This is a genomic window from Anaeromyxobacter dehalogenans 2CP-1 (assembly GCF_000022145.1).
Taxonomy (GTDB): domain Bacteria; phylum Myxococcota; class Myxococcia; order Myxococcales; family Anaeromyxobacteraceae; genus Anaeromyxobacter; species Anaeromyxobacter dehalogenans.
On record NC_011891.1, the window covers coordinates 200,767 to 224,823 of the forward strand.

A 24,057-nucleotide genomic window follows, 5' to 3' on the forward strand; every position below is an offset into this window, starting at 1 on the left:
CGCGCCGCCCGTTTCCGGCCGGCGCCCGCGCACCGGGTGTGCCATGATCCCGTGCGCCCGTGCCCCGACGCCTCGCCCTGCCGCTCGTCGCGCTGCTCGCGCTCTCCGCCGCCGGGTGCATGGCCGCGCGGGCGAAGCCCGGCGAGGAGCCGGTCCTGTACGGGCTGGAGATCCAGGGCACCCACGCGCTCGACGGGGACGACATCGCCGAGAAGCTCGCCACCCAGCCCTCCGACCGCTGGGCCTGGCAGGAGGTGCGGCGGCTCGACGCCGACGCGCTCGCGGTGGACCGCAAGCGCGTCGAGGCCTACTACCGCGAGCGCGGCTTCTACGACGCGAAGGTGGTCGACGTGCAGGTGCGGCCCGACGGGCCGGGCCGGGCGAAGGTGGTCATGCGGGTGGAGGAGGGCGAGCCCATCCTCGTCCGGAGCGTCGAGGTCTCGGGCCTCGACGCCGCCCCCGAGGCGAAGGCCCGCGTCGGCGCGCTGCCGATCCGCCCCGGCGAGCGGTTCACCGAGCGCGACTACGACGGGGCCCGCGGCGCGCTGCTCCACGCGCTCCGCAACACCGGCTGGGCGGACGGCGCGGTGACGCAGCGCGCCCAGATCCTGCCCGCCGAGCACGCGGCCGAGGTCCGCTACGAGGTGACGCCGGGCACCCGCTACCGGTTCGGCCCGGTGTTCGTGGCGGGCACCGCCGCGGTGCCGCGCGACCGGGTGCGCGAGCAGGCCGGCATCGAGATCCACCCCGGCGACTGGTTCGCGGAGGACCGGCTGGCGAAGGCGCAGGCGCGGGTGTTCGACCTGGGCGTCTTCGGCGCGGTGCGCGTCACCCGCGGCGCCCCCGACCCGCAGCGCGCGGTGGTGCCGATCGTGGTGGCGGTGCGCGAGGTCCCGTTCCGGACGCTCCGCGCCGGCCCGGGCGTGGGCGTGCAGGCGAACACCCGCTGGGACGTGAACGGCACGGTGGGCTGGAGCCACCGCAACTTCATGGGGGACCTGCGCAAGCTGCAGCTGGAGCTGCGCGCCGGGTACGCCTGGCTGGTGGCGCGGCCGCGGAAGGAGGGGCCCATCGCGCTCGCCACCGCCGAGTTCTCGCAGCCCGGCGCCATCAGCCGCCGCATCGACGCCACCGCGCGGCTCGAGATCGAGCGCGGCCTGGAGCAGGCGTACGACTTCTGGTCGGAGCGGCTGCGGGTGGGGTTTCCGTTCCGCCTCGCCCGCCGCCTGACGCTGGTGCCCAGCTGGAACCTGGAGGTCTACCAGCTCCAGAACGCGGTGAGCACGTTCGATCCCACGCAGCCGGCGAAGCAGGGGCCGGAGCTGCAGAACTGCCAGGGGAGCGTGTGCCTGCTGTCCTACCTGGAGCAGCGGGTGGGCTGGGACGGGCGCAACGACCCGCTCAACCCGCGCCGCGGCGTGTGGGTGATGCTGGCGGTGCAGGAGGGCTTCAACGTCGGCGGCTACGGGTACCGCTACCTGCGGTTCCTGCCCGAGGCGCGCGGCTTCGTGCCGCTGGGCCAGAAGCTGGTGCTGGCCGCCCGCGCCCGGGTGGGCGCGCTCGTCCCGGTGAACCAGGCCGGCGAGCCGCCCATCGTGGCCCGCTTCACCGCCGGCGGCCCGCAGTCGATGCGCGGCTACTACACCGGGCGGCTCGCCCCCATGGTGCTGCGCGACGGCGACTGGGTGCCGGTGGGCGGCAACGGGCTCGCCGACGGCTCGCTGGAGCTGCGCCTCGACCTGACGCGGAGCTGGGGCGCGGCGCTCTTCGTCGACGGCGGCAACGTCTCGCGCCCCTCCGGCGTCCCCACCGCCTACCGCGACGTGCTCGACCCGACCCAGGTCCAGTGGGCGGGCGGCCTGGGCCTGCGCTACCGGACGCCGTTCGGCCCGGTGCGCTTCGACGTGGGCGTGCAGCTCCCCACCAACCTCGCCGCCGGCGTGCCCTTCCACCAGCGCTTCCCGACGGTGCCGAGCGTCGAGAACGCCGGCGCACCCATCTACGACAAGGCCGGCAACCTGGTGGGCACCGTGCCGGCCACGCACCGCGAGCCCTGGATCGCGTTCCACCTCTCCATCGGCGAGGCGTTCTAGTGGGCCGCGGGGCCTCCATCGGCGCCGCCCTGGGGGCCGTCGCCGGCGCGGTGGGCTGGCTCCTGCTCGGGCTCGCCGCGCTCGCCGGCGTGGCGCTCTCCGGCGCCGTCCTGGTTGCGTCCTGGGGGGTGGGCCGCCCGGTGGTCGCGAACGCGCTGGTGCGCGTCGCCGACGACGCGCTGGCCGGGAGCTTCCAGCTGGAGCGGATCACCGTCCTCCCGCGGGGCGGCATCGAGCTGCACGGCCTGCGGGTGTTCGATCCGGAGGGCCGGCTGGTGCTCGAGGTCGGGCGCGCGGCGGTGTTCGCCGACCTCACCCGGCTCCGCAACCGCGTCATCGGCGTCACCGCCGAGCTGGACCGGCCCTCGGTGCTCGTCGAGGAGGGCGAGGGCGGGCTGTCCATCGCGCGGGCCTTCGCCCCCAGCCACCCCTCGCCGCCGCGCCCGCCCGGCGCCCCCGCGCCGCGTGACGACGGGTCCGGCTGGACGCTGCGCGTGGAGCGGCTCACGCTGCGCGGCGGCGACCTGTGGTGGGTGGACGGCGACGGGGCCACGCGGCTCGAGGCGCAGGCGCTCGACCTCGACGCGCGCGGCGTGATCGGGCCGCGGCGGGCCCGGGTCCAGCTCCGGCTGCGGGGCGCGGCCGACCTGCCGGTGCCGGGCGCGCTCGCGCTCGACGTGCGCCTGGCGCGCGACGGCGACCTCCTGCGGGTCTCGGTGCTCCGCGCCCGCCACGGGGACACGGTGCTGGAGGCGATCGGGGAGGGCGACCTCGCCCGGCGCAGCGGGCGGCTGGCGATCACGCGGCTCGGGGTCGACTCGGAGAAGCTCCGCGCGCTCGCGCCGGGAGTGGCGCTGGGCGGCGACCTCGCCGCGGCGGGCTACGCCGAGTCGGATGGGGACGTCGCCACCGCCGCGCTGCACGTGGCGCCGCGGGCCGGGGAGTCGCGGGGCGGCGGCGACGCGGCGGTGGCGGTGCGGCTCGACGGGTCCCGCTCGCTCGGCGCCGAGGTGGCGCTCGACGCGCTCGACCCCTCGCGGATCTGGTCGGGCCTGCCGCGCGGCGCGGTCACGCTGCGGGCGCGCGGCGGGCTGTCCGGCACGACCCTCGACGACCTGCGCGGCCGCGCCCAGGTGTCGCTCGCGCGCTCGACCTTGCGCGGCGGGGAGCTCGGCCCGGGCGAGCTGACGGCCCGCGCCGACCGCGGCAGCTGGGAGGTGGAGCGGCTCACGCTCCAGGCGCCGGGGGTGGCGGTGCTCGGGTCGGGCCGCTGGCGCGAGGGGGCGGGGGTCTCCGGTCGCATCTCCGCCGACGCCGGCGACCTGGCCCGCCTCGCCGCGAACCTGGAGCGGCTGCTGGGCCAGGCGCTGCCGCCGCTCGCCGGGCGGGCGCGGGTCGAGGCGACGCTCTCCGGCACCTCGCGCGCCCCGGTGCTGGACGGCACGGTGGAGGGGCCGCACCTGGCGGTGGGGAGCTTCGCGCTCCACGGGGCGAAGGGGAGCGGGCACGTGGCCGGGCCGTTTCGGGCCGTCACCGGCCGGCTGCACCTCACCGCCGACCGGGTGCGCAGCGGCGGGGCCGAGCTGGCGCGCGCGCTGCTGCTCGACGCGGAGCTCGCGGCGGCGGACGCGCGCCTGGACGCCTCGGCGGACGTCCCGGCGCTGGGGCGGGAGCCGGTGGCGGTGCAGGCGCGCGCGCTCCGCACCGAGCGCGGCGACGAGGTGATCCTCCGCGAGCTCGCCATCGCGTACCCGGGCACCCGTTACGCGCTCACCGCGCCGGCGCGGCTGTCCCTCACCGGCCCGCGGGTGGACCGGCTCGAGCTCGCCTCCGGCGCCCAGCGCATCCGGCTGGAGGGCGGGATCGGGGCGCGCGGCGCGCTCGACGCCCGGGCCGAGGTCGAGGCGCTGCGCCTCGAGGGGCTGCCGGTGGGGGTGCTCCCGAGCGGCGCCGGGCTGGCGGGCGAGCTGAGCGCGCAGGCGTCGGCCTCCGGCACCACGCGGCGGCCGGTGGCGCAGGCGCACCTCACGCTCGCCGGGGCTCGGTTCCGCGGGCTCGACGGGCTGCGCGCCGTCGCCGACGCGGCCTGGGACGGCGGCGCCCGGCGCGCCCGGCTGGAGCTGTCGGCGGCGCGCGCGGCGGGCGGCACCGCCGACGTGCGCCTCGACCTGCCGCTGCCGCTGAAGGGCCGGCCGGGCGAGCCGGTGTCGGCCCGGGTCCGCGGGGAGGCGCTGCCGCTCGGCCCCATCCTGCAGGCGGGCGGCGCGGCGCTGCCCGCGAGCGGCGAGGTGTCGCTCGAGGTCGCGCTGGAGGGGGCGATCGGCGCGCCCTCGCTCCGGGCCGAGGCCTCGCTCACCGGCGGCGCGTGGGACGACCTGTCGGCCATCGGCCTCGGCCTCACGGCGGAGGCGCCGGGCGAGCGGCTTACGGCCAGGCTCGAGGCGACGCTGGAGGGGCGCCCGGCGGTCTCGGTGCGCGGCGAGGTGCCGCTCGACCTGTCCGACCTCCTTACCCCGCCCGCCGCCGCGCTCCGCGCGCTCCGCGCCGGCCACGCCGCCGTGGACGCGCGGGTGCCGGGGCTGGACCTCGCGGCGCTGGCGGGGCGGCTGGGCCTGCCGGACGATCTCGCCGGCCGGCTGAGCGGCGACGCGCGGCTGGAGGGGACGCTGTCGGCCCCGCGCGGGCGGGCCGCGTTCCAGGTGGACGGTGGGGCCGCGAGCGGGGTGAGCGGGCTGGAGGTGGCGCTCGAGGCGGAGGCCGGCGCGCACCGGGTGGGCGCCACCGTCCGCCTCGCCATGGGCGGCGTGGAGGTGCTGCGCGGCGAGGGGTCGCTCGCGGCGGCGCCGGAGCGGCTGCTGGCGCGCGGGGGGCTGCGCAGCGCGCCGCTCTCGGTGGTGCTGGTGGTGCCGCACGCGTCGCTCGCCCGCACCTCCACGAGCACGCTCCTCGTCGAGGGGACGGTGGACGCGCGGCTCACCGCGGACGGGACGCTCGCGCTCCCCCGGCTCTCGCTCGAGGCGCAGGGGCGCGGGCTGCAGATCGAGGGCCGGCCGCTCGGCGACGTGACCTCCCAGGCGCGCTGGGCGGACGGGCGCGGCAGCGCCCGGGTGACGCTCGCGGCGAGGGCCGGCGGCACGCTCGAGGCGACCGCGGCCGTGGACGCGCCGCTCGGCCTCGACACCCGCGCCGCGGACCTGCGCCGCGCACCGGCGGAGCTCGCGCTGCGGGCCCGCGACCTCGACCTCGGGTTCCTGCCGGCGGTGCTGTCCGGCTGGGTGCGGACCGCCTCCGGGAAGCTGCAGGCGGACGTGACCGCGCGGGGCCCGCTCGCGCGCCCGTCGCCGCGCGGGACGGTGCGGCTCGCCGACGGGCGGCTGGCGGTCTCGGAGTACGGCGACTGGACGCAGATCCAGGTGGACGCGTCCGTCACCGACGATGCGGTCGAGATCCGCCGGGTGGCGGCGCGCCGCGCGCACGGGTCGTTCGAGGCGCACGGCGCGCTGCGCGGGATGGGAGGGCCGGACGCGCGCCTGGAGGGCCGGATCGTCAGCCGCGAGCTGCCCATCATGCGCGCCGGCATGGAGCTCGCGACGCTCGACCTGCAGGTGGACGCGACCGGCGGCTACCAGCCAGGGGCGCTGCAGGTGAAGCTCACCGTGCCGCGCGGGACCATCCGGCTGCCGAAGCGCGCCCCCCGTGCGCTGCAGCCGCTGGAGCGCCGCCGCGACATCGTGGTCGGGCGCCAGCCGGAGCCGAAGCGCGCGCCGCTGCCGGTGCCGCGCGGTCCGGGGGATCGGCCGTTCACGCTCACCGCCCAGCTGGTCGCGCCGGGGCGGCTCATGGTGGTGAGCGACAACCCGCGCATCCGCGTCGAGCTGAAGGCGAACGTCACGTACGAGCTCTCCGGCGCGAACGACTTCGCCACCGGCACCATCGAGGTGGTCCGCGGCGAGGTGGAGCCCATCGGCGGCCGCAACTTCCAGATCGAGCGGGGCAAGGTGACGTTCACCGGCGGCCCGCCCAGGGCGGCGCTGCTCGACGTCGAGGCGACGTACGACAACCCGGTCGCCAAGGTGACGGTGGCGGTGGCCGGCCCGGTCTCCGATCCGGAGATCCGCCTGTCCTCGCAGCCGCCCATGGACGACGGGCAGATCGCGCTGCTCATCGCCACCGGCCGCACCGAGCTGAAGCCCGGCTCGGGCGGGGTGGGGACGCTCACCGGCGAGGAGGCGGGCCGGGCCGCCCTGGGCGCGGTCGCGACCCAGGCGTTCAAGAACCTCGTCGCCGACAAGCTCCCGCTCGACACGGTGGCGGTGGACGCGGGCGCGCTGCGCGCCGGCAAGTACGTCACCGACAAGATCTACGTCGGCTACACCCGCCGCTTCGACGTGCAGCTCGAGCAGGGCCAGAACGTGAACGAGGTGCGGGTGGAGTACCAGATCACCCGCCGCTGGACGTTCGAGTCGCGCTACGGCGACGCGCAGTCCGGCGGCGCCAGCCTCATCTGGTCGAGGGACTACTGACCGCCTCGGCGTGCGCCTCCGCCGGCGCGGCCCGCGCGCAGCGCCACAGCTCGCGTGCGATCCAGGCGGCGAGCAGGAGCCAGAGCAGCGAGCGCACCACGCCGTCCGGGTGGAACACGTGGTCCCGGAACCAGGGCTCCCAGCGCCGCGCCCGGACCTCGAACGCGATGTGGAAGTCGGCCACCGAGGCCGCGCAGAGCACGAGGAACAAGCCGGCGGGGGCGGCGGCGAGCGCGCCGGCCAGGAACCCGTACAGCGCGTACTGCGGGCTCCAGACCTTGTTCGTGGCGATCCAGGCGGTGAGCGCGAGCGCGACGCCGAGCCGCACCGCCCGCCCGGCGTCGCCCCCCGACCGCGCGGCGCGCCAGGCCGCGGCGCAGGCGAGCGCCACCGCGAGGAGCATCGGCCCGGTGGAGAGGACCTCGAGCAGCGGCCCGCGCCCCACCCCCAGCGCGTCCCAGATCGAGTTCTCGGCGCCGCGCCCGGCGTTGAAGCGGAAGAACCAGCTCCAGCCCGCCGGCGCGGCGAGCGCGAAGGGCAGGTTCACCGCGAGGAGCGCGGCGGCGAGGCCGGCCCCGAAGCGGAGCAGCGGCGCGCGCGCCCCGTCGCCGGCGAGCGCGAGGAGCGCCGGCGGGGCGAGCACGCCCGGGAACAGCTTCGCCGAGGTGCCGAGGGCGGTGAGCGCCCCGCCCGCGCCGGGCCGGTCGCGCGCGAGCGCGAGCAGCGCCCCGCAGAGGAGCGCGATCGGCAGGAGATCCCAGTTCAGCCCGGCGTAGTACACGAGCGCCGGCGTCGCCCCGAGCCAGAACGGGCGCGCCCCGGGCAGCCGCTCCAGCGCGAGCAGCGCCGCGAACAGGCACAGCGCCAGCACGGCGTAGCTCACGGTGAAGTGCCCGAGCGCGCCGCCCGGGGCGAAGCTGGGGAGCCAGAGCGCGATCCCCAGCAGCACCGGGTACTCGATCCGATCCTCGAGGTACGGCAGCGGCCGGCCGCCGCCCAGGTAGCGGTCGCCGTGCAGGGCGATGACGTCGGAGTAGCAGTGGTGCTGGAACGACCAGAAGCGGTAGCCCGCGCCGGCGTGCGAGGTCCCGCGCGCGACGTTCAGGTAGCCGATCGCCAGCCACGCAGCGGCGAGGCCGAAGGTGAGGAGCCGGGCCCGGGAGGTCACGCGGGCGCGACGTTAGCACGCGGCGGGCGGGCGCCGGCGGGGAAGGCGGCCGGGCGGGCGCGGGCGCGGCCCAGGGCCGAACATGACACGCAGGAGGTCGCGATGCTCTGGCTGCTGGCGTCGGTGCTGCTGCTCGTCTGGATCGTCTCGCTCGCGTTCAAGGTGACGGTGGGCGCCATCCACCTGCTCCTCGTCGCGGCGCTGGTGCTCTACGTGCTGGGCTTCGTCCGGGGCCGCCACCGGACGGTCACCTGACGGGCGGCCGCGGGTCGGGGTGCCGCGCGGGCGGCGCGCCGCCCGCGCGCCTCGGGTAACATCGCGCGCCGGTGACCCCGCTCCAGCGCCTCGCCGACGCGCTCGCCGCGCTCGTCTCGACCACCGGGCCGTACGCGCCGGGGATCCTGTTCCTCGCCACCCTGGTCGAGTACGTGTTCCCGCCATTCCCCGGCGACCTGCTGGTGGTCCTCGGCGCCTGGTACGCGGTGGAGGGCGCCATCTCCTGGCCGGTCACGTTCGTCTCGGTCACCGCCGGCGGCCTGGCGGGCGCGTGGCTGGACCACCGGGTCGGTGCGGCGCTCGGGCGGCGGCTGGACGCGCGCGCCGCCCGCCACGGCGCGCTCTCGGTGCAGGCCCGGCGGCTGGCGCGGTTCGAGGCGAGCTATAGGCGCTGGGGCGGGTGGCTGCTCGTCGCGAACCGCTTCCTGCCCGGCGTCCGGGCGTTCATCTTCATCGGCGCGGGCGCGTCCCGGATCCCGCTCCGCCGCGTGCTCCTCCTCGGCGGCCTGTCCGCCGCGCTCTGGAACGCCGTGCTGCTCGCGGCCGGCGCGTTCCTGGCGCACAACCAGGAGGAGCTCATCCAGCTCGTGCAGCGGTACACGAACGCGGCGTGGGCCGCGCTCGCCGCCTGCGCGCTGCTCTGGGTCCTCGGGCTCGCCTGGCGCCGGGCCGCCCGGCGCCGCGCCGCGGCGGACGGCGAGGAGGAGGCGTGATCGCGCTCGCGGCGGCGGCGCTGCTCGCGGCGCTCCCGGAGGGGCAGGCGCGCTACCGCGTCGAGCTCTCCGGCGAGCCGGTGGGCGCGGCGGAGCTGCGGGTCGCCTGCGCCGGGGCGCGGTGCGTCCTGAGCTTCGGCACGTGGCTGCGAGCGCCGGAGGAGGCCGGCGGCGCGGTGCGGGTGCGCCGGATCGAGGCGGAGGTGGATCGCGAGGGGCGGCTTTCGGGTGCGGTGCGCCGGACCGAGGACGGCGCGCCGCGGGCGGCGAGCGCGCCGCCGGGGCGGGTGCCGGCGTCGGCGGCGGAGCTGGCGCTCCTCGCGGCGTCGGCGCGCGCGGCCCGGGGCACCGCGGCGTGCCTCGCCGCCTTCGACGAGGAGGGCGGGCGCGCCGGCCTCGCCTGCGCCGGGCCGGCGCTGGCGGACGGGGCGGTGGTGCTCGACGTGCTGGGCGAGCGGGAGGAGGTGCGCCCGGGCCCCGACGGCTTCCCCGACGAGGTGCGGCTCCCGGAGCAGGGCGCGCGCTTCGTCCGCGATCCCGCGGCCGCGCCGCCGGCCCGGGCGCCGCGGCTGCCGGTCCGCGTGGCCGGCCCGGCCGATCCGGGCCGCGCCCGCGCGTTCTGCGGGCGCGCGGTCGACGCGCCGGCGCCGGCCCCGCCGCCCGCCGCGGCCCCGCCCGCGCGGCCGGGGCCGGGCGACTGCCGCGCGCAGGCGGCCGCCTGGATCGCGGCGGCGCGGCGCGCCGGGCTCGAGGCGCGCCAGGCGGTGGGCGTGGCGCACGACGGGGCCGGCTTCACCTGGCACGCCTGGGCGGAGGTGCGCGGCCCGTCGGGCTGGATCGCGATCGACCCGGCCTTCGGCGAGGCGCCCGCGCGGGGGCCGCGCTTCACGGTGGCGCGGTTCACGATGGGTGACGAGGCCGCGCGCGCCGCCGCGGGCCGCGAGATCCTCGCCTGCTGGGGACGGGGGCGGGTGAGGTAGGCGCCGCGCCCACTCGCCGTGGAACGCCGCCGTTCCGGACCGGGCGGACGCAGCGTAGGATTCGCCGGTGCGCAGCCGCACCGCCCATCGCCCCGCCCGCAAGGCCCCGCCCACCATCGACCGCACCGCGACGCTCGCGCTCGCCGACCGGGCCCGCGCGCGCGGCCGCCGCCGCAAGGCGGTGGCGCTGTACCAGCGCGTGCTCGCGCAGCACCCGGACGACCTCGCGGTCCACGGCAAGGTGGCGCCGCTGCTCGCCGCGCGCGGCGATCGCGACGGGGCGCTGCGCAGCTTCCGCGCCGCCATCGACGGGCACCGCCGCGCCGGGTTCGTGGACCGCGCGCTGGCGGTGCTGGCGCAGGCCACCGAGGCGTTCCCGCGCGACGACGCCCTGTGGGACGAGATGGCGAACCTGGAGCTGTCGCGCGGGCGGCGCGCCGACGCGGTGGCGGCGCTGGTGCGCGGCGGCCGCACGCTGCTCGCGGCGCGCGCGCTCGGCCCGGCGGAGCGGCTGCTGCACGCGGCGGGACGGCTCGAGCCCTGGCACGGCGAGGCCACGCTGCTCCTCGCGCGCGCCTGGGCGCGCTCCGGCCGCCGCCGCGACGCGGTCCGGCTGCTGGAGGGCCTGGCGGAGCGGACCGGCGGGCGCACCCGCGCCGCGGCCCGCGCGCTCGCGCTGCGGCTCTCGCCGACGCCGTCGCGGCTCTGGCGCTGGCTGCGGCGCGGCGCCGCCGCCTGAGGGGCGGCGGACCCGTCCGCCGGCTGCGCGGGACCGTGATCTCGCGCCGCCGCGTTCGCGGGCTCGCGCGAGGTCCCCGCGGGCGACGGCGGCGGTCAGCCCGCGCGCCGCGCCAGGAAGCGCGCCAGCGCGCTCGCCTTCGGCACCAGCGAGCCGAGGTCCACCTCCTCGCCGGGCGTGTGGAACGCCTTGCCGCGGGGGCCGAGCGCATCGATGGTGGGGATGCCGAGCGCGCCGGTGGTGCAGGCGTCGGAGCCGCCCCCGGCGAGCGGGGCCTCGCCCTGGCCCAGGCCGCACTCGCGCTGGCAGTCGCCGTACTCCTTCGCGAGCGCCGACGAGGCCGGGGTGCGCTCCAGCGGATCGCGCCAGGCGCCCGCGGTCACCTCGAGCTCCGTCCCGGGGATGGCGGCCTCCCGCGCGGCCGCCTCCACCGCCTCGCGCAGCGCCTGCCCGTCCGCCACCGTCTCGAAGCGCAGGTCCACCTCGCACGAGGCCGAGGCCGGCACGGTGTTCTTGGTGGTGCCGCCGGCGATGGTCCCCACGTTCACGGTCAGCCCGCGCGCGTAGTCGGTGAGCGCCTGGGCGCGATCGACGAACCGCGCCAGCGACCAGATCGCGCTCCGGCCCTTCTCGTGCTCGTTCCCGGAGTGCGCCGCGACCCCGCGCGCCTCGACCCGCACCGACGCCACGCCCTTGCGGCGGGTGACCACCAGGTCGCCCGGGCGCCCGGACTCGAAGCCGAGCGCGCAGGCGGCGCCCGCCGCGTGGGCGCGGATCACCGCCTGCGACTCGGGGGAGCCCACCTCCTCCTCGGAGACGAGCACGCCCCGCACCGCGACCCGCTCCAGCAGCCCGGCGCGCTTCGCCGCGGCCAGCCCGAACAGCATCGCCACGATGCCGCCCTTCATGTCGAAGGCGCCCGGCCCCCGCGCCCGGTCGCCGTCGCGGCGGAAGCCCTCGAACGTGCCCGGCGGGAACACCGTGTCGGTGTGGCCGAGGAGGAACACCGGCGCGCCCGCGGCGCGGCCGGTGAACAGGACGTGCGGTCCGTAGTGGTGCGAGGGGCGCAGCTCCACGTCCATGGCGAGCGTGCGGAGCTGCCCCGCCACCACGTTCGCGACCGCCTCGACCCCGGCGCGGTTCTGCGTGAAGGAGTTCTGCGCCACCAGGCGCTCCAGCAGCGCCTCCATGGCGCCGCGCTGTCCCTGCAGCCAGGTGAGCGCGTCCTCGATGCGAGCGGCCATCCGTGTCGTCCCCGGCCCGGCGACGCCCGCCAGCGGCGGGCGCGCGGGGCAAAGCCCGCGCGGGCGGCGCGTCGGCGCTGGCCGGGCGAGGGCGCTCCCGGTATAAGGGCGGCGCATGGCGACCGGCAAGCGCTTCAAGGCCGCGGTCATCGGCGGCTCGGGCTACGGCGGAGCGGAGATGATCCGCCGGCTCCTCGTCCACCCCGACGTGGAGCTGGTCCGCGTCGCGTCCATCGACTTCGTGGGCGAGCCGCTCTCGGCCGCCGATCCCGCGCTGGAGGCGGTCACCGACCTCACGTTCGAGGGCATCCCCCCGGCGCAGGCCGCCGCGGGCATGGACGTGGTCCTGCTCGGCCTGCCGCACACGGTGGCGGCCTCGAAGGTGCCGGAGCTCGCCGCGCTGCCGGGCGTGAAGGTCGTGGACATGAGCGGCGACTTCCGGCTGAAGGACGCCGCCGCGTACGAGCGCTGGTACAAGCACGTCCACCCCTGCCCGGATCGGCTGGCCGACTTCGTCTACGGCCTGCCCGAGCTGAACCGGGAGCGCATCCGGTCCGCGCGCTTCGTCGCCTCGCCGGGCTGCTTCGCCACCACCATCGAGCTCGCGCTCCTGCCGCTCGCGCGCGCCGGGCTGCTCGAGGGCGTGGTCCACGTGCAGGGCATCACCGGATCCTCCGGCTCGGGGGTGGCGCCCTCGGCCGGCACGCACCACCCGGTCCGCGCCGGAAATCTCAAGACCTACAAGCCGCTCGAGCACCAGCACGTCCCGGAGATCACCGAGACGCTCGCCGCCGCGGGCGCGCGCGACCTCGCGCTGCGCTTCGTGCCGGTGTCGGCGCCGCTCTCCCGCGGCATCCTCGCCACCGCGTTCCTGGAGCTGCCGGAGCAATGGACGCAGGACCGGCTCGACCGGCTCTACCGCGAGGCGTACGCGGGCGAGCCGTTCGTGCGCGTCCCGCGCAAGCGGCTGCCGGAGGTCGCGGCGGTGTCCGGCTCGAACTACGCCGAGGTGGGCGTGGCGGTGGGGTCGGCGCTCCGCGGGCGGCGCACCGTCACCCTGTTCGGCGCGACCGACAACCTGGTGAAGGGCGGGGCAGGCCAGGCCATCCAGAACATGAACCTCGTGCTCGGGCTCGACGAGAAGGCCTCGCTCGCCGACCCCGGCCCCTGGCCTCCATGAAGACCATCGTCCTCAAGCTCGGCGGCGAGATCGTCCACTCCCCGGAGCTCGACCTGGTCGCGCGCGACCTGCGCACGCTCGTCGACGGCTGGAACCGGGTCGCCATCGTCCACGGCGGCGGCCCGCAGGCGACCGCGCTGCAGAAGCGGCTCGGCCTCGAGACGCGCATGGTGGCGGGCCGGCGGTTCACCGACGAGGCCACCCTCGAGGTGATGAAGTACGTGGTGGCCGGGCGGCTCAACGTCGATCTGTGCGGCCGGCTGCTCGCGAACGGCGTCATGCCGGTGGGGCTGCACGGCGCGAGCGGCCACGCCATCCAGGCCACCCGCCGGCCGCCGCGGGTGATGCAGGGCGCCGGGCCGGAGCCGGTGGACCTCGGCCTGGTGGGCGACGTGGTCGGGTTCAACCTGCCGCTCCTCGGCGACCTGTTCGAGCGGCGCTACGTGCCGGTGCTGGCGTGCCTGGGCTGCGACGACGCCGGCCAGGCGCTCAACATCAACGGCGACACGGTGGCGAGCCAGCTCGCCGGCGCGCTCCGCGCCGACGCGCTCGTGCTCGTCACCTCCACCCCGGGCGTGCTCCGCGACGTGAAGGATCCCTCGAGCCGCATCCCGCGCATCACCCGCGCCGAGTTCGAGCGGCTGGTGGCGGACGGCACCATCTCCGGCGGCATGATCCCGAAGCTGGAGGAGTCGTTCGAGGTGCTGCGCGGCGGCGCGAGGTCGGTCGTGATCCTGGGGAAGCTCGCGCCCGGCGATCTCGAGGCGGCGCTGCTCGAGCCCGGGTCGGCGGGCACGGTGCTCGTGGCGGACTAGCGCGGGGCCCCGCCTCCCTCGCCTAGCGCGCCGGCACCTTCTCCAGCACCACCGTGACCGGCTGGAGCCGGCCGCCCACGTACACACCCTCCTCGGCGAGCGTCACCTTCAGCACCTCGGGGTTCGGCGCCCGGTCCGGGCCGAGGACGTCCACCGGGCCGAAGTCGGCGCGGAACCGGATCACCTCGCCGGGCGAGAGCGTGGCCACGAAGCCGCGCGAGGCGCCGCCCGCGGCGCAGCGCGGGGTCGCCTCCAGCAGGCAGGCGCGCACCAGCGGCAGCTCCTCGCCGCTCGCCGAGCGCAGGCGCACCCGCCCCAGGTCCACCCGCACCGGCGCGTCGCCGAGCGCCGCCACGCTGCGCTCCAGCGACAGGTCCGCCTCACCGAGCGAGGCCGACACGAGCCGGTACTCGGCGCCGCCGCCGATGGGCTCGGCGTGGAGCGGCGGGGCGCCGTCGCCGAACGTGCCCTCCTCGCGGTAGCGCCACAGCGCCTCGCGCGAGGCGCAGGCGGACGCGAGCGACAGGGCCAGGGCGGCGAGGGCGAGCCGGCGCATGCCCGGAGCAGAGCATGGGCCCGGAGCGTCCGTCGAGGCGGCGGCCGGCGACGCGTGTGCGCGCGGGTGTGCGCGCGACCGTTCAGGGCGCCGGCGCGGCGGCGGCGCGGGGGGCGGGCTCGGCCTCGCCCCGGAGCGCGCGCAGGATCCGGCCGGCCTGCCGGGCCATCCGGGCCGGCCCGTCGGGGAGCGGCCGGTCGTCGGGGTCGGTGATCTGCGCGCCACCCATGCCGGCGTACATCGTGACCTTCAGGTCCTTGCCGATGGCGGCGTAGCGCGGCTCCCAGCCCACCGTCGAGACCACGAAGCGATCCTCGGGCGCCTCGAACATGGAGAGGCCGTCGGCGTACAGCGAGGCCGGGTGGCGCTCGCCGAGCAGCGAGAACAGCGTCGGCACCACGTCCACGTGGCTGGTGACCGCGTCGCGCACGCCGGCCGGCACGCCCGGCCCGAGCCACACCGCGGGCACGTGGATCTGCTCGTCGGTCACCGCCGAGCCGTGGCCGAGGTGCCCCTTCTGCCGGAACTCCTCGCCGTGGTCGCCGGTGAAGACGACGAGCGGCTCGCGCCCGCGGGTCCGCGTGAAGTCGTCGAGGAACGCGTCCAGCGCGCGGTCGAGCGCGTGCGCCGCGTTGCGGGCGCGGTGCTCGATCTCCACGCCCGGCGCGCGGGTGGCCTTCAGGCCGCCGGCGCCGTCCCAGGCCGGCGCGAACACCTGGTCCTCGGGATCGTGGAAGTAGTTGAAGTGGGTGCCGAAGAAGAAGAGGAACAGGAACACCGGGCGCGCCGGGTCGGCCCGCGCCGTGAAGGCGCGGGCGCTCTTCAGCATCTGGGCGTCGCGGGTGGACGGGTCGTTGCCGTCGCACCAGGTCTCGAGATCGGACACCCCGCCGAACACGGTCTTCTGCAGGTCCATCCAGTCCACGCAGGAGGCCGCGCTCACCTTCACCTGGTAGCCGTTCTCGGTCAGCGCCGGGAACAGCGTCGGCTGGCGCCCGGCGCCGACCACCGCCTCGAGCTTCTGCGCCTGCAGCCCGTACACGAGCGAGAAGAGCGTGTAGTTGGTGGAGCTGGCGGCGGCGTAGTGCCGGGTGAACCGCGCGCCGTGCTCGGCGCGCGCCCAGAGCCGCGGCATGGTGCGCGCGTCGAGGTGCTCGGCCGGCAGGCTCTCCGCCACCACGAACAGGACGTCGGGCCGGTGCTCGAAGCGGAGCTCGGCGGGGTCCACGCCGGCCGGCAGGCGCTTCGAGGCGTTCGCGCCCTCGAACGGATCGTTGGTGCGGTCGCCGAACACCGAGCGCGCCAGGCCCTGCATGCGGATGGGCACCTGGAGCGGCAGGGTGGTCGAGGCGGCGAACACCGACGACCCGGCGAAGTAGGTGAGCCCGCCGCCGTAGACCCGCTCCGCCGCCGAGAGCAGCAGGAGCGCGAGCGCCCAGGGCCAGGCGCGGCGCGCCGGGGCCGCGAACCGGCGCACGAACCAGGCGCCGGCGAGGACGTCCACCGCCACCAGCGCGAGCGCGCCCCCGAGGAACAGGAGCACGTCGGAGAGCGGCACGCCGGTCTCGCGGAGCGCGTTCGGCTGCAGCATGACCCGCAGGAAGAAGCCGTTCAGGTGGAAGCCGACCGACTGCAGCACCTTCGCGTCCACCGCCAGCCCGCCGGTGAGCAGCCCGGCCGCGGCCCCCACCGCGAAGCGGTAGGCGCGCGGGGCGAGCGAGAACGGCAGCGCCAGCGCGAACGCCACCAGCGCGAGCAGCAGCGCCTGCGGGACGAAGGTGGGCCAGAGCCAGGCGCGGTACGGCGCGGGCGTGGCCTGGACGGCCTGCCCGATGGACGTCGCGTAGAGCGCGAGGAAGACGGGGACGTGGAGGAGCGCCCAGAGGAACGCCGGGAACCTGAGGCCGGACGGGCCCCCCCGCGGCGCGCCAGCGGGGTGCAGGAGCATCGGGCGCGGAACCTAGCACCGGCGGCTGCGCCACGCCAGCCAGCGCAGCGCCCGCGCCGGCGCCCGGGCCAGCGCGCCCCCCGCCGCCCGGGGGAGGCGGCGCAGCGGCGGCGCCGCGCCGGCGGGCAGCCGCAGCGTGAACTCGGCGCCGTGGCCGGGCCGGCTCTCCACCGTGACCGTGCCGCCGAGCGCGAGCGCCTCGCGACGCGCGATCCACAGGCCGAGCCCGAGGCCGCCGTAGTGGCGGGCCGACACCGCGCGCGCGTAGCGGTCGAAGATGGCGGCGCGCCGCTCCGGCGGGATGCCGATGCCGTGGTCGCGCACCGAGAGCCGGGCCTGGGCCCCCTCGGCGCGGACCGTCACCTCGATCGGGCGCCCCTGGCCGTACTTGGCGGCGTTCGCGAGCAGGCTGGCGAGCGCGCGATCGACCCGCGTGCGATCCCAGCGCCCGCTCACCGGGCCCTCGGCGCGCACCGTGACGTCGCAGCGGGCGCGATCGAACAGCTCGCGGCGCGCGTCCACCGCGTCGTTCGCGAGCGATCCGAGCTCCACCTCCTCGAGCGCGAGCGGCTCCGCGGCGGCGCGCGCGTCCACGAGCAGCCGCGAGACCAGCTCGGCGAGCCGTCGCGCGGCGCGGTCGGCGCGCGCGAGGTGGCCCTGCACGGGCTCGTCGCCGCGGCGAGTGGCCTCGCGCCCGGCGGCGCCCAGCTCCAGGAACAGCGCGGTGAGCGGCGTCTTCAGCTCGTGGGCGGCGAGGCCGAGGAACTCGTCGCGGGCGCGCAGCGCCGCCTCGGCCTGGGCGCGCCCGTCGCGGTCGGCCCGCGAGGCGCGGATCGCGCGGACCAGCGTCACCGAGGCGAGCGCGCCGCCCAGCACCGCCGCCGCGAGCGAGGCCCCGAACAGCACGCCGTCGTGGTCGCCGCCCGGCAGGAGCGCCTCGCCCCCGCCCAGGCCGAACGCGGCGAGCAGCGCCGTCTCGGCCGCGAGCAGGGCGCACAGGCCGAACATGGCGAGCGCCGGCCACGCCTCCGGGCGCACCGCCGCCGCCACGGCGCGCGGGGTGGTGATCTGTCTTCCGGGGACGGCCTCGCCGTCCTCGCCGTTCCCCCGCCCCGGCTCGACCGTCTCCGGCCGCACCGGGCCCCGGCTCGCTGCGCTGCTGATCATCGGGGTCACCTCGAGCCCGCGCGGTCGCACGGCTCGACAAGAGCGGGCGGCAGGATACTCCCTGGAGCCGGGAGCGGAATTGCCCCCGCGGGTCGGCGCCCGCACGAGGAAGCCGCGGCGCGGACGCGCGCTCGCCCGCTCGGGCGCGAGAGCGGGGCGCGCGTCGGCGCTCGTGGATCGGCCGTCAGCGAGCGGGCGGGGCGAGCCGCATCGCGAGCAGCGGGCGACCGCAGCCGGGGCAGGTGGGATCGCCCGGCTCGTCGGAGAACAGCTCGCAGGCGGGGCAGTGGTGGCGCACGGCCGAGCCACCGGTGCCGGGGGCGTCGTGCGGGTACATCGCCGCGAAGCCGCGCGCCAGCGCGGAGAAGTAGGCGTACCTCGCCTCGGGCGTGAGGTCGTCGGGCAGCGGCGCGCGGCGGAAGGTGCGCCCCGCGACCACCCAGGGCGCGCCGTCGCCGCGCGCGGCGGCGAGCGCCTCGGGGGTGCGCCGGGGCCAGGGGAGGTCGGTGAACCAGCGCGCGCGGAACGCCATCCACCCGGCGGGCGCGCGGACCTCGGCCAGCTCGGCCTGGAACGCCTCGAGGCGGGACATGAAGGCGGGCTCGAACGGCATGCGGGGCGATCTTGCGCCCGGGGCGGGCGCGGGACAAGAAGGGGTGCGCGCCGCCCGCGGCGGCGCCGGAGGATGCCATGGCCGACTCGCAGCGCCGCGTGTTCGACGATCGCTACCGGGAGGGCACGCCGCCCTGGGACATCGGGCGTCCGCAGGCCGAGCTGGTGGCGCTCGCGGAGGCCGGCGAGATCGTCGGCGACGTGCTCGACGTGGGCTGCGGCACCGGCGAGAACGCGCTCCACCTCGCCGCGCTCGGCAAGCGCGTCCTAGGCGTGGACGGCTCGCCCACCGCCATCGCGCGCGCCCTCGAGAAGGCGGCCGCGCGCGGGCTGCAGGTGCCGTTCCTGGTGGCGGACGCGCTCGACCTGAAGGCGCTCCACCGGCGCTTCGAGACCGCGGTGGACTGCGGCCTGTTCCACGTGTTCGATCGCGCCGACCGGCGGACCTACGCGCAGTCGCTCACCGAGGTGCTCTCGCCCGGCTCGACGCTGCACCTGCTCTGCTTCTCCGACGAGGAGCCGCCGGGCCCCGGCCCGCGCCGGATCTCGGAGTCCGACGTCCGCGACGCGTTCCGGTCGATCTTCGCGCTGACCCGGCTCCGCGAGGCGCGCTTCGAGCGGCTCGGCGCCGACCCGGCGCGCGCCTGGCTCGCCACGCTGGTACGGATCTAGGAACGGAGCGGCCGCGCCCCCTCGCAGGAGCGCGGCCGTTCACCGGAAGTCGCTACCGGGGAGGGGCCCCAGCCGCAGGCTGGGGAGGGGTGGAACCCCTCCCCGCGGGGACCGCTCGCGCGCCCGCGCATGCGGGCGCGAGCGGTCACGGGCCCCGCGGAGCAGGGGTGGGGCCCCGACGCCCTTCGGCAAGCTCAGGGCGGCGGGGCGGGGACGCAGTCCCCGTCAGATCAGAACACCGTCCACTGCACCATCGCCTGCGGCGCCGAGGTGGTCTCCTCGAACGAGCCCAGGCTGTAGTAGTGCAGCCACCACTCGACGCCGACGTACAGCTTGCCGGCCTTGCCGCCGAACGGCGCGAGCGCGTCCACGAGCAGCTGCGGCTGCGACCAGATCTCCACGCCGTTGTCCGACCCGGTGTAGAAGCCGCCCTCGTCCTTGAGGCCGTTCACGTCGATGAAGCCGGTGAACAGGAACGGCACCTTGCCGACCGCGAACGGCACCGTCCAGAACGGCGACACCTGCCAGCCGTGCCGGTTGAAGTTGTCGTAGCGGTAGTACGTGTTCAGGCCGAGCACCCAGCCGGCCGGCACGGCGAAGTCGAGGCCGAGGCCGCCCATGTACGCGTAGAAGCCGGCGCCCTGGTTCACCTCGCCCGCGAAGCCCCAGTTCCGGATGACGCCGAACAGCGGCTCCTTCTGGCCGAGGAGCTGGTTCACGAACAGGCGCGGGTGCCACTCGACGTAGGCGTCGGTCCACTGCGAGTCGTCGGCCTCGAAGCGGCCGCGCGACAGGTCGAAGAACGCGAAGTTGTCGCCGTACTCCCACGTCGAGAAGTGGTTCAGCGTCAGCGTGGTCTTGGTGCCGTCCTTCAGCTTGCCGGCGAACGAGGTGTCGATCGCCTTGTCGAAGTTCCAGCCCTGGAGGAGCTGGACGTTGGTGGTGGAGAAGCCGCCCGCGCGCGCCGCCGGAGCCGCGGCGACGAGGGCGAGCAGGAACGAGGCACGGAGGAGGCTGCGAAGGGTCATGCCGCGCCTTCTAGCCCACTCAAAGGGCAGACCGGAAGGGGCTTCTCAGCGCGCCCCGCCGTCGAACGGGACGACGTGCACCCGCTCGCCCGGCCGCCCATCCAGAACCTCGCGTGCGCGCTGGGGAATCCAGACGTTCGTCCCATCCAGCCGCGCGCCGGTGCGCACCGCCCGAAAGCGGGTCCGACCCTCGCCGCGGGTCACCGCGATCAGGCAGTCCTCGCCGCCGTGCAGCTCGCCGTCGAGCGGCTCGGGCGCGAGGCGGGCGCGGCGGTAGGCGCGCACGAGCGTGATGTCCGCGAGCGTCGCCTCGTAGTGCGGGCCGCCGTCGAACGGGTCGATGCGGTCGACGTAGCGGAAGCCGATCTTCTCGAGCATCCGCCGGACCGGCTCGGTGTCGGGACCGACCTTCCCGAGCAGGCGGCGGACCGCCGGCGGGAACAGCGTCGCGTACACGTCGGAGGGCGGGAAGAGCTGCTGGATGAACTCCTTGTTCTCGCGGCTCTTCTTGTCGGCCTCCTGGTAGTCGAGGTCGGTGAAGCGCTTGCCGAACGCCTCCCAGAACAGGCTGCGGCCGTCCTTCGTGAGCGGCGGCATGAGCTCGGCGAGGACGCGCTCGCGGAAGCGGTCGCGGAACATGGCCATGTAGAGGAAGCGCACGAACGCGAGCTGCTTGCCGGCGCGCGCTTCCCCGCCGCGCAGGCCCGGGTGCACCACCAGGCCGCCGATCTCGGTGGGGCCGTCGAAGTGGTAGCCGATGGAGAGGACCTGGTGCTTGAAGTGCCGGTCGATGGTGGACGAGTAGTGCTCGCGCTCGGAGACGTCGAAGAACGTGCAGGGCGACTCGCGCGTGCCGTGCTGCGCGATGATCATCGAGGTGCCGACGATCCGCCTCGTGCGCGGCTCCTCCGCCACGAACACGTAGGCCCGCTCCAGCGGATCGCGGATCTTCCCGGCGAAGCTCCGCACCGAGCGATCGACGATCCCCGAGAGCGCGCGCTCGTCGTAGGGGAGGTTGACCGTGTTCAGCACCTTCGCCAGGGCGGCGAGCCCCGCGAGGTCCGTCTTCTGGGCGTCCCTGAGGAGCAGCATGCGGACCGGATCCGTGGCTGGAGGCGGGCCCGGGTCTAGCACGGGGCCAGGGGCCTGTCACGGAGCGCAACGGGCCCCGGGGAGGCGCCCGCCGCCCGCCGCAGCGCGGCGCTCCGGCGTTGAAAGCCGGGCCGGCGCGTGCCATGGAAGGACGCGTGCGGGCGGTGATCCAGCGGGTCTCGAGGGCCGAGGTGCGGGTGGGCGGCGCGGCCACCGGCGCGATCGGGCGCGGGCTGCTCGTCCTGCTGGGCGTGGCGCGCGACGACGGCGCCCCGGACGCGCGGCTGCTCGCCGACAAGATCGCGGCCCTGCGGATCTTCGAGGACGCGGCCGGCAAGATGAACCTGGCCGTCGCCGAGGTGGGCGGCGCGGTGCTGGTCGTGTCGCAGTTCACGCTGCTCGGCGACGCGCGCCGGGGGAACCGGCCCGGCTTCAGCGACGCGGCGCCGCCCGAGGCGGCGAACGCGCTCTACGAGTCGGTGTGCGGGATGCTCCGCGAGAAGGGGCTGCGCGTCGAGACCGGGGTGTTCCGCGCCGAGATGGAGGTCGAGCTGGTGAACGACGGTCCGGTCACCATCCTGCTCGACTCGCGGCGGCTGTTCTAGAGAGGGCGACCGATGAGCGACTGCCTGTTCTGCAGGATCGTGCGGGGCGAGATCCCCGCCAAGCTGGTGCACCAGGACGCCGACACGGTGGCGTTCGTGGACATCAACCCGCAGGCGCCCACGCACCTGCTCGTCATCCCGCGCAAGCACATCCCCACCGCGAACGACCTCGCCCCCGAGGACGAGGCGCTCATGGGGAAGCTGTACCGGGTGGCGGCGGCGCTCGCGAAGGAGCGCGGGATCGACGGCTCCGGCTGGCGCGCGGTCGTGAACACGCACGGCGACGCCGGCCAGACCGTGTTCCACGTGCACCTGCACCTGCTGGGCGGCCGCCGCATGGGCTGGCCGCCCGGGTAGGCGCGTTCACGTTGCGTCAAGGCGCCGGCGCCGCGCCCTGGCGCGCCAGCCGGTTCGCCGCGGCCGCGGAGCGCGCGGCGTTCGCGAGCAGGAGCCGCGCCTGGTACAGGTCGCCGCGCGCGAGCGCCTCCCGCGCCGCGGCCAGGCTGCGCGCGCCGGCCTCCGCCTGTGCCGCCTCCTCCGCCGAGCCGCGCCGGCCGGCCTCGGCCCGCGCCGCCTCGAGCGCGGCCGCGTCCCCGGCCAGCGCCGCGTCCACCCCGCTCGCGTCTCCCGCCGCGAGCGCGCGCAGCGCGCCGTCCATGCGCTGCAGCGCCCCGCCGGTCGCCTGCGCGCGCTCCGCCGGGGAGCGGGCGGCGGCGTCGGCCTCGGCGGCACGCCGGGCCCGCGCCTCGGCCAGCTCCTGCTCCACCGCGGCGGTGTGCGCGTCCGCCTCGGCGCCGGACGCGCGCAGCGCCTCGACCTCGGCCCGCAGCGCCTCCACCTGTGTCCGGAGCTGGTCCAGCTCGGCCTGCGCCGCGGCGGCGGCGCGCTCGGCCTGGGCCGCGTCGGCGGCGGGCTCGGCCTGGGCCGCCGCGGCGGCGGGGTCCGGCTGGGCCGCCGCGTCGTCGCGGGCCGGCGCGTCGAGCCGGCGCTGCGCGTCGCGGCTCCCGCCAGCGCCCGGCTCCTCGGTCGCCTCGCGCGGCCGCGGGCCCGCCGCCGGCGGCGCCGTCCCCTGCGCCGCGGACGCAGCCGGCGGAGCGGGCGAGGCGGCCTGCCCCGCGTCGCCACCCCGCTCCGGCGCCGCCTGCCCGAGCGCGAGGCCGAGCCCGAGCGCGATGGCCGGGAGCGCCGTCATGCCTCCAGGATCGTGACGGCGGGCGGGGGCGACAACCGCATCCCCGCTTCCGCGGGGCGGCCCGCTCTGGCACGCTCGCCTCGTTCGTCCCGCCGAGGAGCCCTCGATGCCCGTCGTCCGCCCCCGCCGCAGCGCCCTGTACCTGCCCGGCTCCAACGCGCGCGCCCTCGAGAAGGCGCGCACGCTCCCCGCCGACGCGCTCCTCCTCGACCTGGAGGACGCGGTGGCGCCCGCCGCCAAGGACGCCGCCCGCGCGCAGGTGGTGGCCGCGCTGGCGCAGGGCGGCTTCGGCCGGCGCGAGCGCGTGGTGCGCGTGAACGGGCTCGGGACGCCGTGGGGCGCGGCCGATCTGGCGGCGCTGGCCCGCGCCGGCGCCGACGCGATCTGCCTGCCGAAGGTGGAGCGCGCCGCCGAGGTGCACGCCGCGGTGCAGGCGCTCGCGGCCGGCCACGCGCCGGCCGGCCTCGCGCTCTGGTGCATGGTCGAGACCCCGCGCGGCGTGCTGGCGGCCGACGAGATCGCCGGCGCGTCGCCGAGGGTGGCGTGCCTGGTGGCCGGCACGAGCGACCTCGTGAAGGACCTGGGCGCGCGCCACACCGCCGGCCGCGCCGAGGTCCTCACCAGCCTGTCGCTCGTCCTGCTCGCCGCGCGCGCCCACGGGCTCGCCGCGCTCGACGGCGTGTTCCTCGACCTCGAGGACGCGGCGGGGCTGGAGGCCGCCTGCCGGCAGGGGCGGGACCTCGGCTTCGACGGCAAGACGCTCATCCACCCGAAGCAGCTCGAGGCGGCGAACCGCGCCTTCGCGCCGGACGACGCCGAGCTGGAGCGGGCGCGGCGGGTGATCGCGGCGCACGCCGAGGCCGAGGCGGCCGGGCTGGGCGTCACGGTGGTGGACGGGCGCCTGGTGGAGGCGCTGCACGTCGCGGCGGCGCGCCGGACGGTGGCGCTCGCCGAGGCCGTCGCGGCCGGGCATGGCGGGCCGGACCCGCACGGCGGGTGATCCAAGAGCGCGTGGATCCGGCGGAAAGCGGGTGGACACCCGCGCGCCCGTTTCCTACACTGTTCGACTCCCATGCGTGGCATTCGAGGCGCGACCCAGTGCTCGGCCAACACGGTCGAGGCGATCGAGGATGCGGTGAAGGAGCTGTGCCGCGAGATCACCTCGCGCAACCAGCTCGAGCCGCAGCAGATCGTATGGGCGATCTTCACCGTCACCCATGACCTCGACGCCGACTTCCCGGCGCGCGCCGCGCGCGTGCAGGGCTGGAACGCCGTCCCGATGATCTGCTCGCAGGAGATCCCGGTCCCCGGCTCGATGCCGCGGATCGTCCGGGTGCTGCTGCACGTGGACTCCGACGGTCCGCGCAACCACGTGTACCTGCGCGGCGCGCAGGCGCTCCGGCCCGACCTCCACGTGCGGCCGTGACCGGCGCGGCCGGGGAGCGGAGGCGAGC

General features: G+C 77.2%; 22 protein-coding genes. 13 read left to right on the top strand and 9 right to left on the bottom strand.

All coding sequences use genetic code 11. From position 1 onward, the window contains the following. Positions 1–59: 59 nt before the first annotated feature. Positions 60–2,093 carry a BamA/OMP85 family outer membrane protein gene (locus A2CP1_RS00915; RefSeq protein WP_012631610.1) on the top strand — a complete coding sequence of 678 codons (2,034 nt, stop codon included), beginning with the start codon at positions 60–62 and terminating at the stop codon, positions 2,091–2,093. Next, positions 2,093–6,616, top strand: a complete 4,524-nt coding sequence (locus tag A2CP1_RS00920) for a translocation/assembly module TamB domain-containing protein (protein ID WP_012631611.1) — start codon at positions 2,093–2,095, stop codon at positions 6,614–6,616. The genes A2CP1_RS00915 and A2CP1_RS00920 overlap by 1 nt, the downstream gene beginning before the upstream one ends. Here the strand turns inward: A2CP1_RS00920 and A2CP1_RS00925 are convergent. Next, positions 6,594–7,784, bottom strand: a complete 1,191-nt coding sequence (locus A2CP1_RS00925) for a membrane protein (protein ID WP_012631612.1) — start codon at positions 7,782–7,784, stop codon at positions 6,594–6,596. The genes A2CP1_RS00920 and A2CP1_RS00925 overlap by 23 nt on opposite strands. A gap of 102 nt (positions 7,785–7,886) precedes the next feature. Between A2CP1_RS00925 and A2CP1_RS23180 the strand changes: the two genes are divergently transcribed. The 4 genes from A2CP1_RS23180 to A2CP1_RS00940 all read left to right on the top strand — a co-directional run bounded on the left by A2CP1_RS23180 (position 7,887) and on the right by A2CP1_RS00940 (position 10,492). Further along, a complete protein-coding gene (locus tag A2CP1_RS23180; protein WP_012524254.1) occupies positions 7,887–8,039 on the top strand; it encodes a lmo0937 family membrane protein in 153 nt (50 codons plus the stop codon). Between the two features lie 71 nt (positions 8,040–8,110). Beyond that, the gene (locus A2CP1_RS00930; RefSeq protein WP_012631613.1) at positions 8,111–8,773 is read left to right on the top strand and encodes a DedA family protein; all 663 of its coding nucleotides are present in this window, start codon (positions 8,111–8,113) and stop codon (positions 8,771–8,773) included. Then, entirely contained in the window at positions 8,770–9,753 is a 984-nt protein-coding gene (locus A2CP1_RS00935) for a transglutaminase domain-containing protein (RefSeq protein ID WP_012631614.1), read from the top strand. Before A2CP1_RS00930 ends, A2CP1_RS00935 begins: the two co-directional genes overlap by 4 nt. A gap of 67 nt (positions 9,754–9,820) precedes the next feature. After that, positions 9,821–10,492 (top strand): tetratricopeptide repeat protein, encoded by a 672-nt coding sequence (locus A2CP1_RS00940; RefSeq protein ID WP_012631615.1) that lies wholly within the window; start codon positions 9,821–9,823, stop codon positions 10,490–10,492. Between the two features lie 95 nt (positions 10,493–10,587). Here A2CP1_RS00940 and A2CP1_RS00945 read toward each other — a convergent pair whose 3' ends face one another. Next, positions 10,588–11,736, bottom strand: coding sequence for a M20 family metallopeptidase (locus A2CP1_RS00945; RefSeq protein ID WP_012631616.1), 1,149 nt, complete (start codon positions 11,734–11,736; stop codon positions 10,588–10,590). A 115-nt stretch (positions 11,737–11,851) separates the two neighbouring features. Between A2CP1_RS00945 and argC the strand changes: the two genes are divergently transcribed. Together argC and argB are read left to right on the top strand one after the other, a co-directional pair. Beyond that, positions 11,852–12,916: an N-acetyl-gamma-glutamyl-phosphate reductase gene (gene argC / locus A2CP1_RS00950; protein ID WP_012631617.1), complete on the top strand. Its 1,065-nt coding sequence runs from the start codon at positions 11,852–11,854 to the stop codon at positions 12,914–12,916. After that, positions 12,913–13,731 carry an acetylglutamate kinase gene (gene argB, locus A2CP1_RS00955; protein ID WP_012631618.1) on the top strand — a complete coding sequence of 273 codons (819 nt, stop codon included), beginning with the start codon at positions 12,913–12,915 and terminating at the stop codon, positions 13,729–13,731. The genes argC and argB overlap by 4 nt, the downstream gene beginning before the upstream one ends. Positions 13,732–13,753: 22 nt before the next feature. Here argB and A2CP1_RS00960 read toward each other — a convergent pair whose 3' ends face one another. The 4 genes from A2CP1_RS00960 to A2CP1_RS00975 form a co-directional block, all read right to left on the bottom strand. Then, positions 13,754–14,287 (bottom strand): hypothetical protein, encoded by a 534-nt coding sequence (locus A2CP1_RS00960; RefSeq protein ID WP_012631619.1) that lies wholly within the window; start codon positions 14,285–14,287, stop codon positions 13,754–13,756. Between the two features lie 82 nt (positions 14,288–14,369). Further along, positions 14,370–16,235 (bottom strand): sulfatase-like hydrolase/transferase, encoded by a 1,866-nt coding sequence (locus tag A2CP1_RS00965; protein ID WP_012631620.1) that lies wholly within the window; start codon positions 16,233–16,235, stop codon positions 14,370–14,372. Between the two features lie 12 nt (positions 16,236–16,247). Then, positions 16,248–17,402: a sensor histidine kinase gene (locus A2CP1_RS00970; protein ID WP_012631621.1), complete on the bottom strand. Its 1,155-nt coding sequence runs from the start codon at positions 17,400–17,402 to the stop codon at positions 16,248–16,250. A gap of 184 nt (positions 17,403–17,586) precedes the next feature. After that, complete coding sequence (locus tag A2CP1_RS00975) at positions 17,587–18,015, bottom strand: hypothetical protein (RefSeq protein ID WP_012631622.1); 429 nt, start codon at positions 18,013–18,015, stop codon at positions 17,587–17,589. 77 nt (positions 18,016–18,092) lie between these two features. Here A2CP1_RS00975 and A2CP1_RS00980 point away from each other — a divergent pair, with 77 nt between their 5' ends. Then, positions 18,093–18,686, top strand: coding sequence for a class I SAM-dependent methyltransferase (locus tag A2CP1_RS00980; protein WP_012631623.1), 594 nt, complete (start codon positions 18,093–18,095; stop codon positions 18,684–18,686). 230 nt (positions 18,687–18,916) lie between these two features. Here A2CP1_RS00980 and A2CP1_RS00985 read toward each other — a convergent pair whose 3' ends face one another. Together A2CP1_RS00985 and A2CP1_RS00990 are read right to left on the bottom strand one after the other, a co-directional pair. Further along, positions 18,917–19,714 (bottom strand): outer membrane protein OmpK, encoded by a 798-nt coding sequence (locus tag A2CP1_RS00985; protein WP_012631624.1) that lies wholly within the window; start codon positions 19,712–19,714, stop codon positions 18,917–18,919. 45 nt (positions 19,715–19,759) lie between these two features. Beyond that, on the bottom strand, positions 19,760–20,806 hold the full coding sequence (locus A2CP1_RS00990; RefSeq protein ID WP_012524267.1) for an arginine N-succinyltransferase: 1,047 nt from the start codon (positions 20,804–20,806) through the stop codon (positions 19,760–19,762). Positions 20,807–20,961: 155 nt separating this feature from the next. Between A2CP1_RS00990 and dtd the strand changes: the two genes are divergently transcribed. Then, positions 20,962–21,411, top strand: coding sequence for a D-aminoacyl-tRNA deacylase (gene dtd / locus A2CP1_RS00995; protein WP_174315299.1), 450 nt, complete (start codon positions 20,962–20,964; stop codon positions 21,409–21,411). 12 nt (positions 21,412–21,423) lie between these two features. Then, the gene (locus A2CP1_RS01000) at positions 21,424–21,768 is read left to right on the top strand and encodes a histidine triad nucleotide-binding protein (RefSeq protein WP_012631626.1); all 345 of its coding nucleotides are present in this window, start codon (positions 21,424–21,426) and stop codon (positions 21,766–21,768) included. Positions 21,769–21,784: 16 nt separating this feature from the next. On the opposite strand, the gene A2CP1_RS01005 is transcribed toward A2CP1_RS01000, so the two are convergent. Then, positions 21,785–22,603, bottom strand: a complete 819-nt coding sequence (locus A2CP1_RS01005) for a hypothetical protein (protein WP_012631627.1) — start codon at positions 22,601–22,603, stop codon at positions 21,785–21,787. Between the two features lie 106 nt (positions 22,604–22,709). Here A2CP1_RS01005 and A2CP1_RS01010 point away from each other — a divergent pair, with 106 nt between their 5' ends. Both A2CP1_RS01010 and aroH read left to right on the top strand, forming a co-directional pair. Then, positions 22,710–23,603 (top strand): HpcH/HpaI aldolase/citrate lyase family protein, encoded by an 894-nt coding sequence (locus A2CP1_RS01010; RefSeq protein WP_012631628.1) that lies wholly within the window; start codon positions 22,710–22,712, stop codon positions 23,601–23,603. A gap of 72 nt (positions 23,604–23,675) precedes the next feature. Further along, a complete protein-coding gene (gene aroH, locus A2CP1_RS01015; RefSeq protein WP_012524272.1) occupies positions 23,676–24,029 on the top strand; it encodes a chorismate mutase in 354 nt (117 codons plus the stop codon). Positions 24,030–24,057: the final 28 nt, after the last annotated feature.

Coding starts and splice junctions, on each gene's coding strand:
- A2CP1_RS00975 (WP_012631622.1), bottom strand. CDS start 18,015: ATGCCGTTCGAGCCCGCCTTCATGTCCCGCCTCGAGGCGTTCCAGGCC.
- A2CP1_RS00970 (WP_012631621.1), bottom strand. CDS start 17,402: ATGATCAGCAGCGCAGCGAGCCGGGGCCCGGTGCGGCCGGAGACGGTC.
- A2CP1_RS00960 (WP_012631619.1), bottom strand. CDS start 14,287: ATGCGCCGGCTCGCCCTCGCCGCCCTGGCCCTGTCGCTCGCGTCCGCC.
- A2CP1_RS00945 (WP_012631616.1), bottom strand. CDS start 11,736: ATGGCCGCTCGCATCGAGGACGCGCTCACCTGGCTGCAGGGACAGCGC.
- A2CP1_RS01005 (WP_012631627.1), bottom strand. CDS start 22,603: ATGACGGCGCTCCCGGCCATCGCGCTCGGGCTCGGCCTCGCGCTCGGG.
- A2CP1_RS00990 (WP_012524267.1), bottom strand. CDS start 20,806: ATGCTGCTCCTCAGGGACGCCCAGAAGACGGACCTCGCGGGGCTCGCC.
- argB (WP_012631618.1), top strand. CDS start 12,913: ATGAAGACCATCGTCCTCAAGCTCGGCGGCGAGATCGTCCACTCCCCG.
- aroH (WP_012524272.1), top strand. CDS start 23,676: ATGCGTGGCATTCGAGGCGCGACCCAGTGCTCGGCCAACACGGTCGAG.
- A2CP1_RS23180 (WP_012524254.1), top strand. CDS start 7,887: ATGCTCTGGCTGCTGGCGTCGGTGCTGCTGCTCGTCTGGATCGTCTCG.
- A2CP1_RS01010 (WP_012631628.1), top strand. CDS start 22,710: ATGCCCGTCGTCCGCCCCCGCCGCAGCGCCCTGTACCTGCCCGGCTCC.
- argC (WP_012631617.1), top strand. CDS start 11,852: ATGGCGACCGGCAAGCGCTTCAAGGCCGCGGTCATCGGCGGCTCGGGC.
- A2CP1_RS00965 (WP_012631620.1), bottom strand. CDS start 16,235: ATGCTCCTGCACCCCGCTGGCGCGCCGCGGGGGGGCCCGTCCGGCCTC.
- A2CP1_RS00980 (WP_012631623.1), top strand. CDS start 18,093: ATGGCCGACTCGCAGCGCCGCGTGTTCGACGATCGCTACCGGGAGGGC.
- A2CP1_RS01000 (WP_012631626.1), top strand. CDS start 21,424: ATGAGCGACTGCCTGTTCTGCAGGATCGTGCGGGGCGAGATCCCCGCC.
- A2CP1_RS00985 (WP_012631624.1), bottom strand. CDS start 19,714: ATGACCCTTCGCAGCCTCCTCCGTGCCTCGTTCCTGCTCGCCCTCGTC.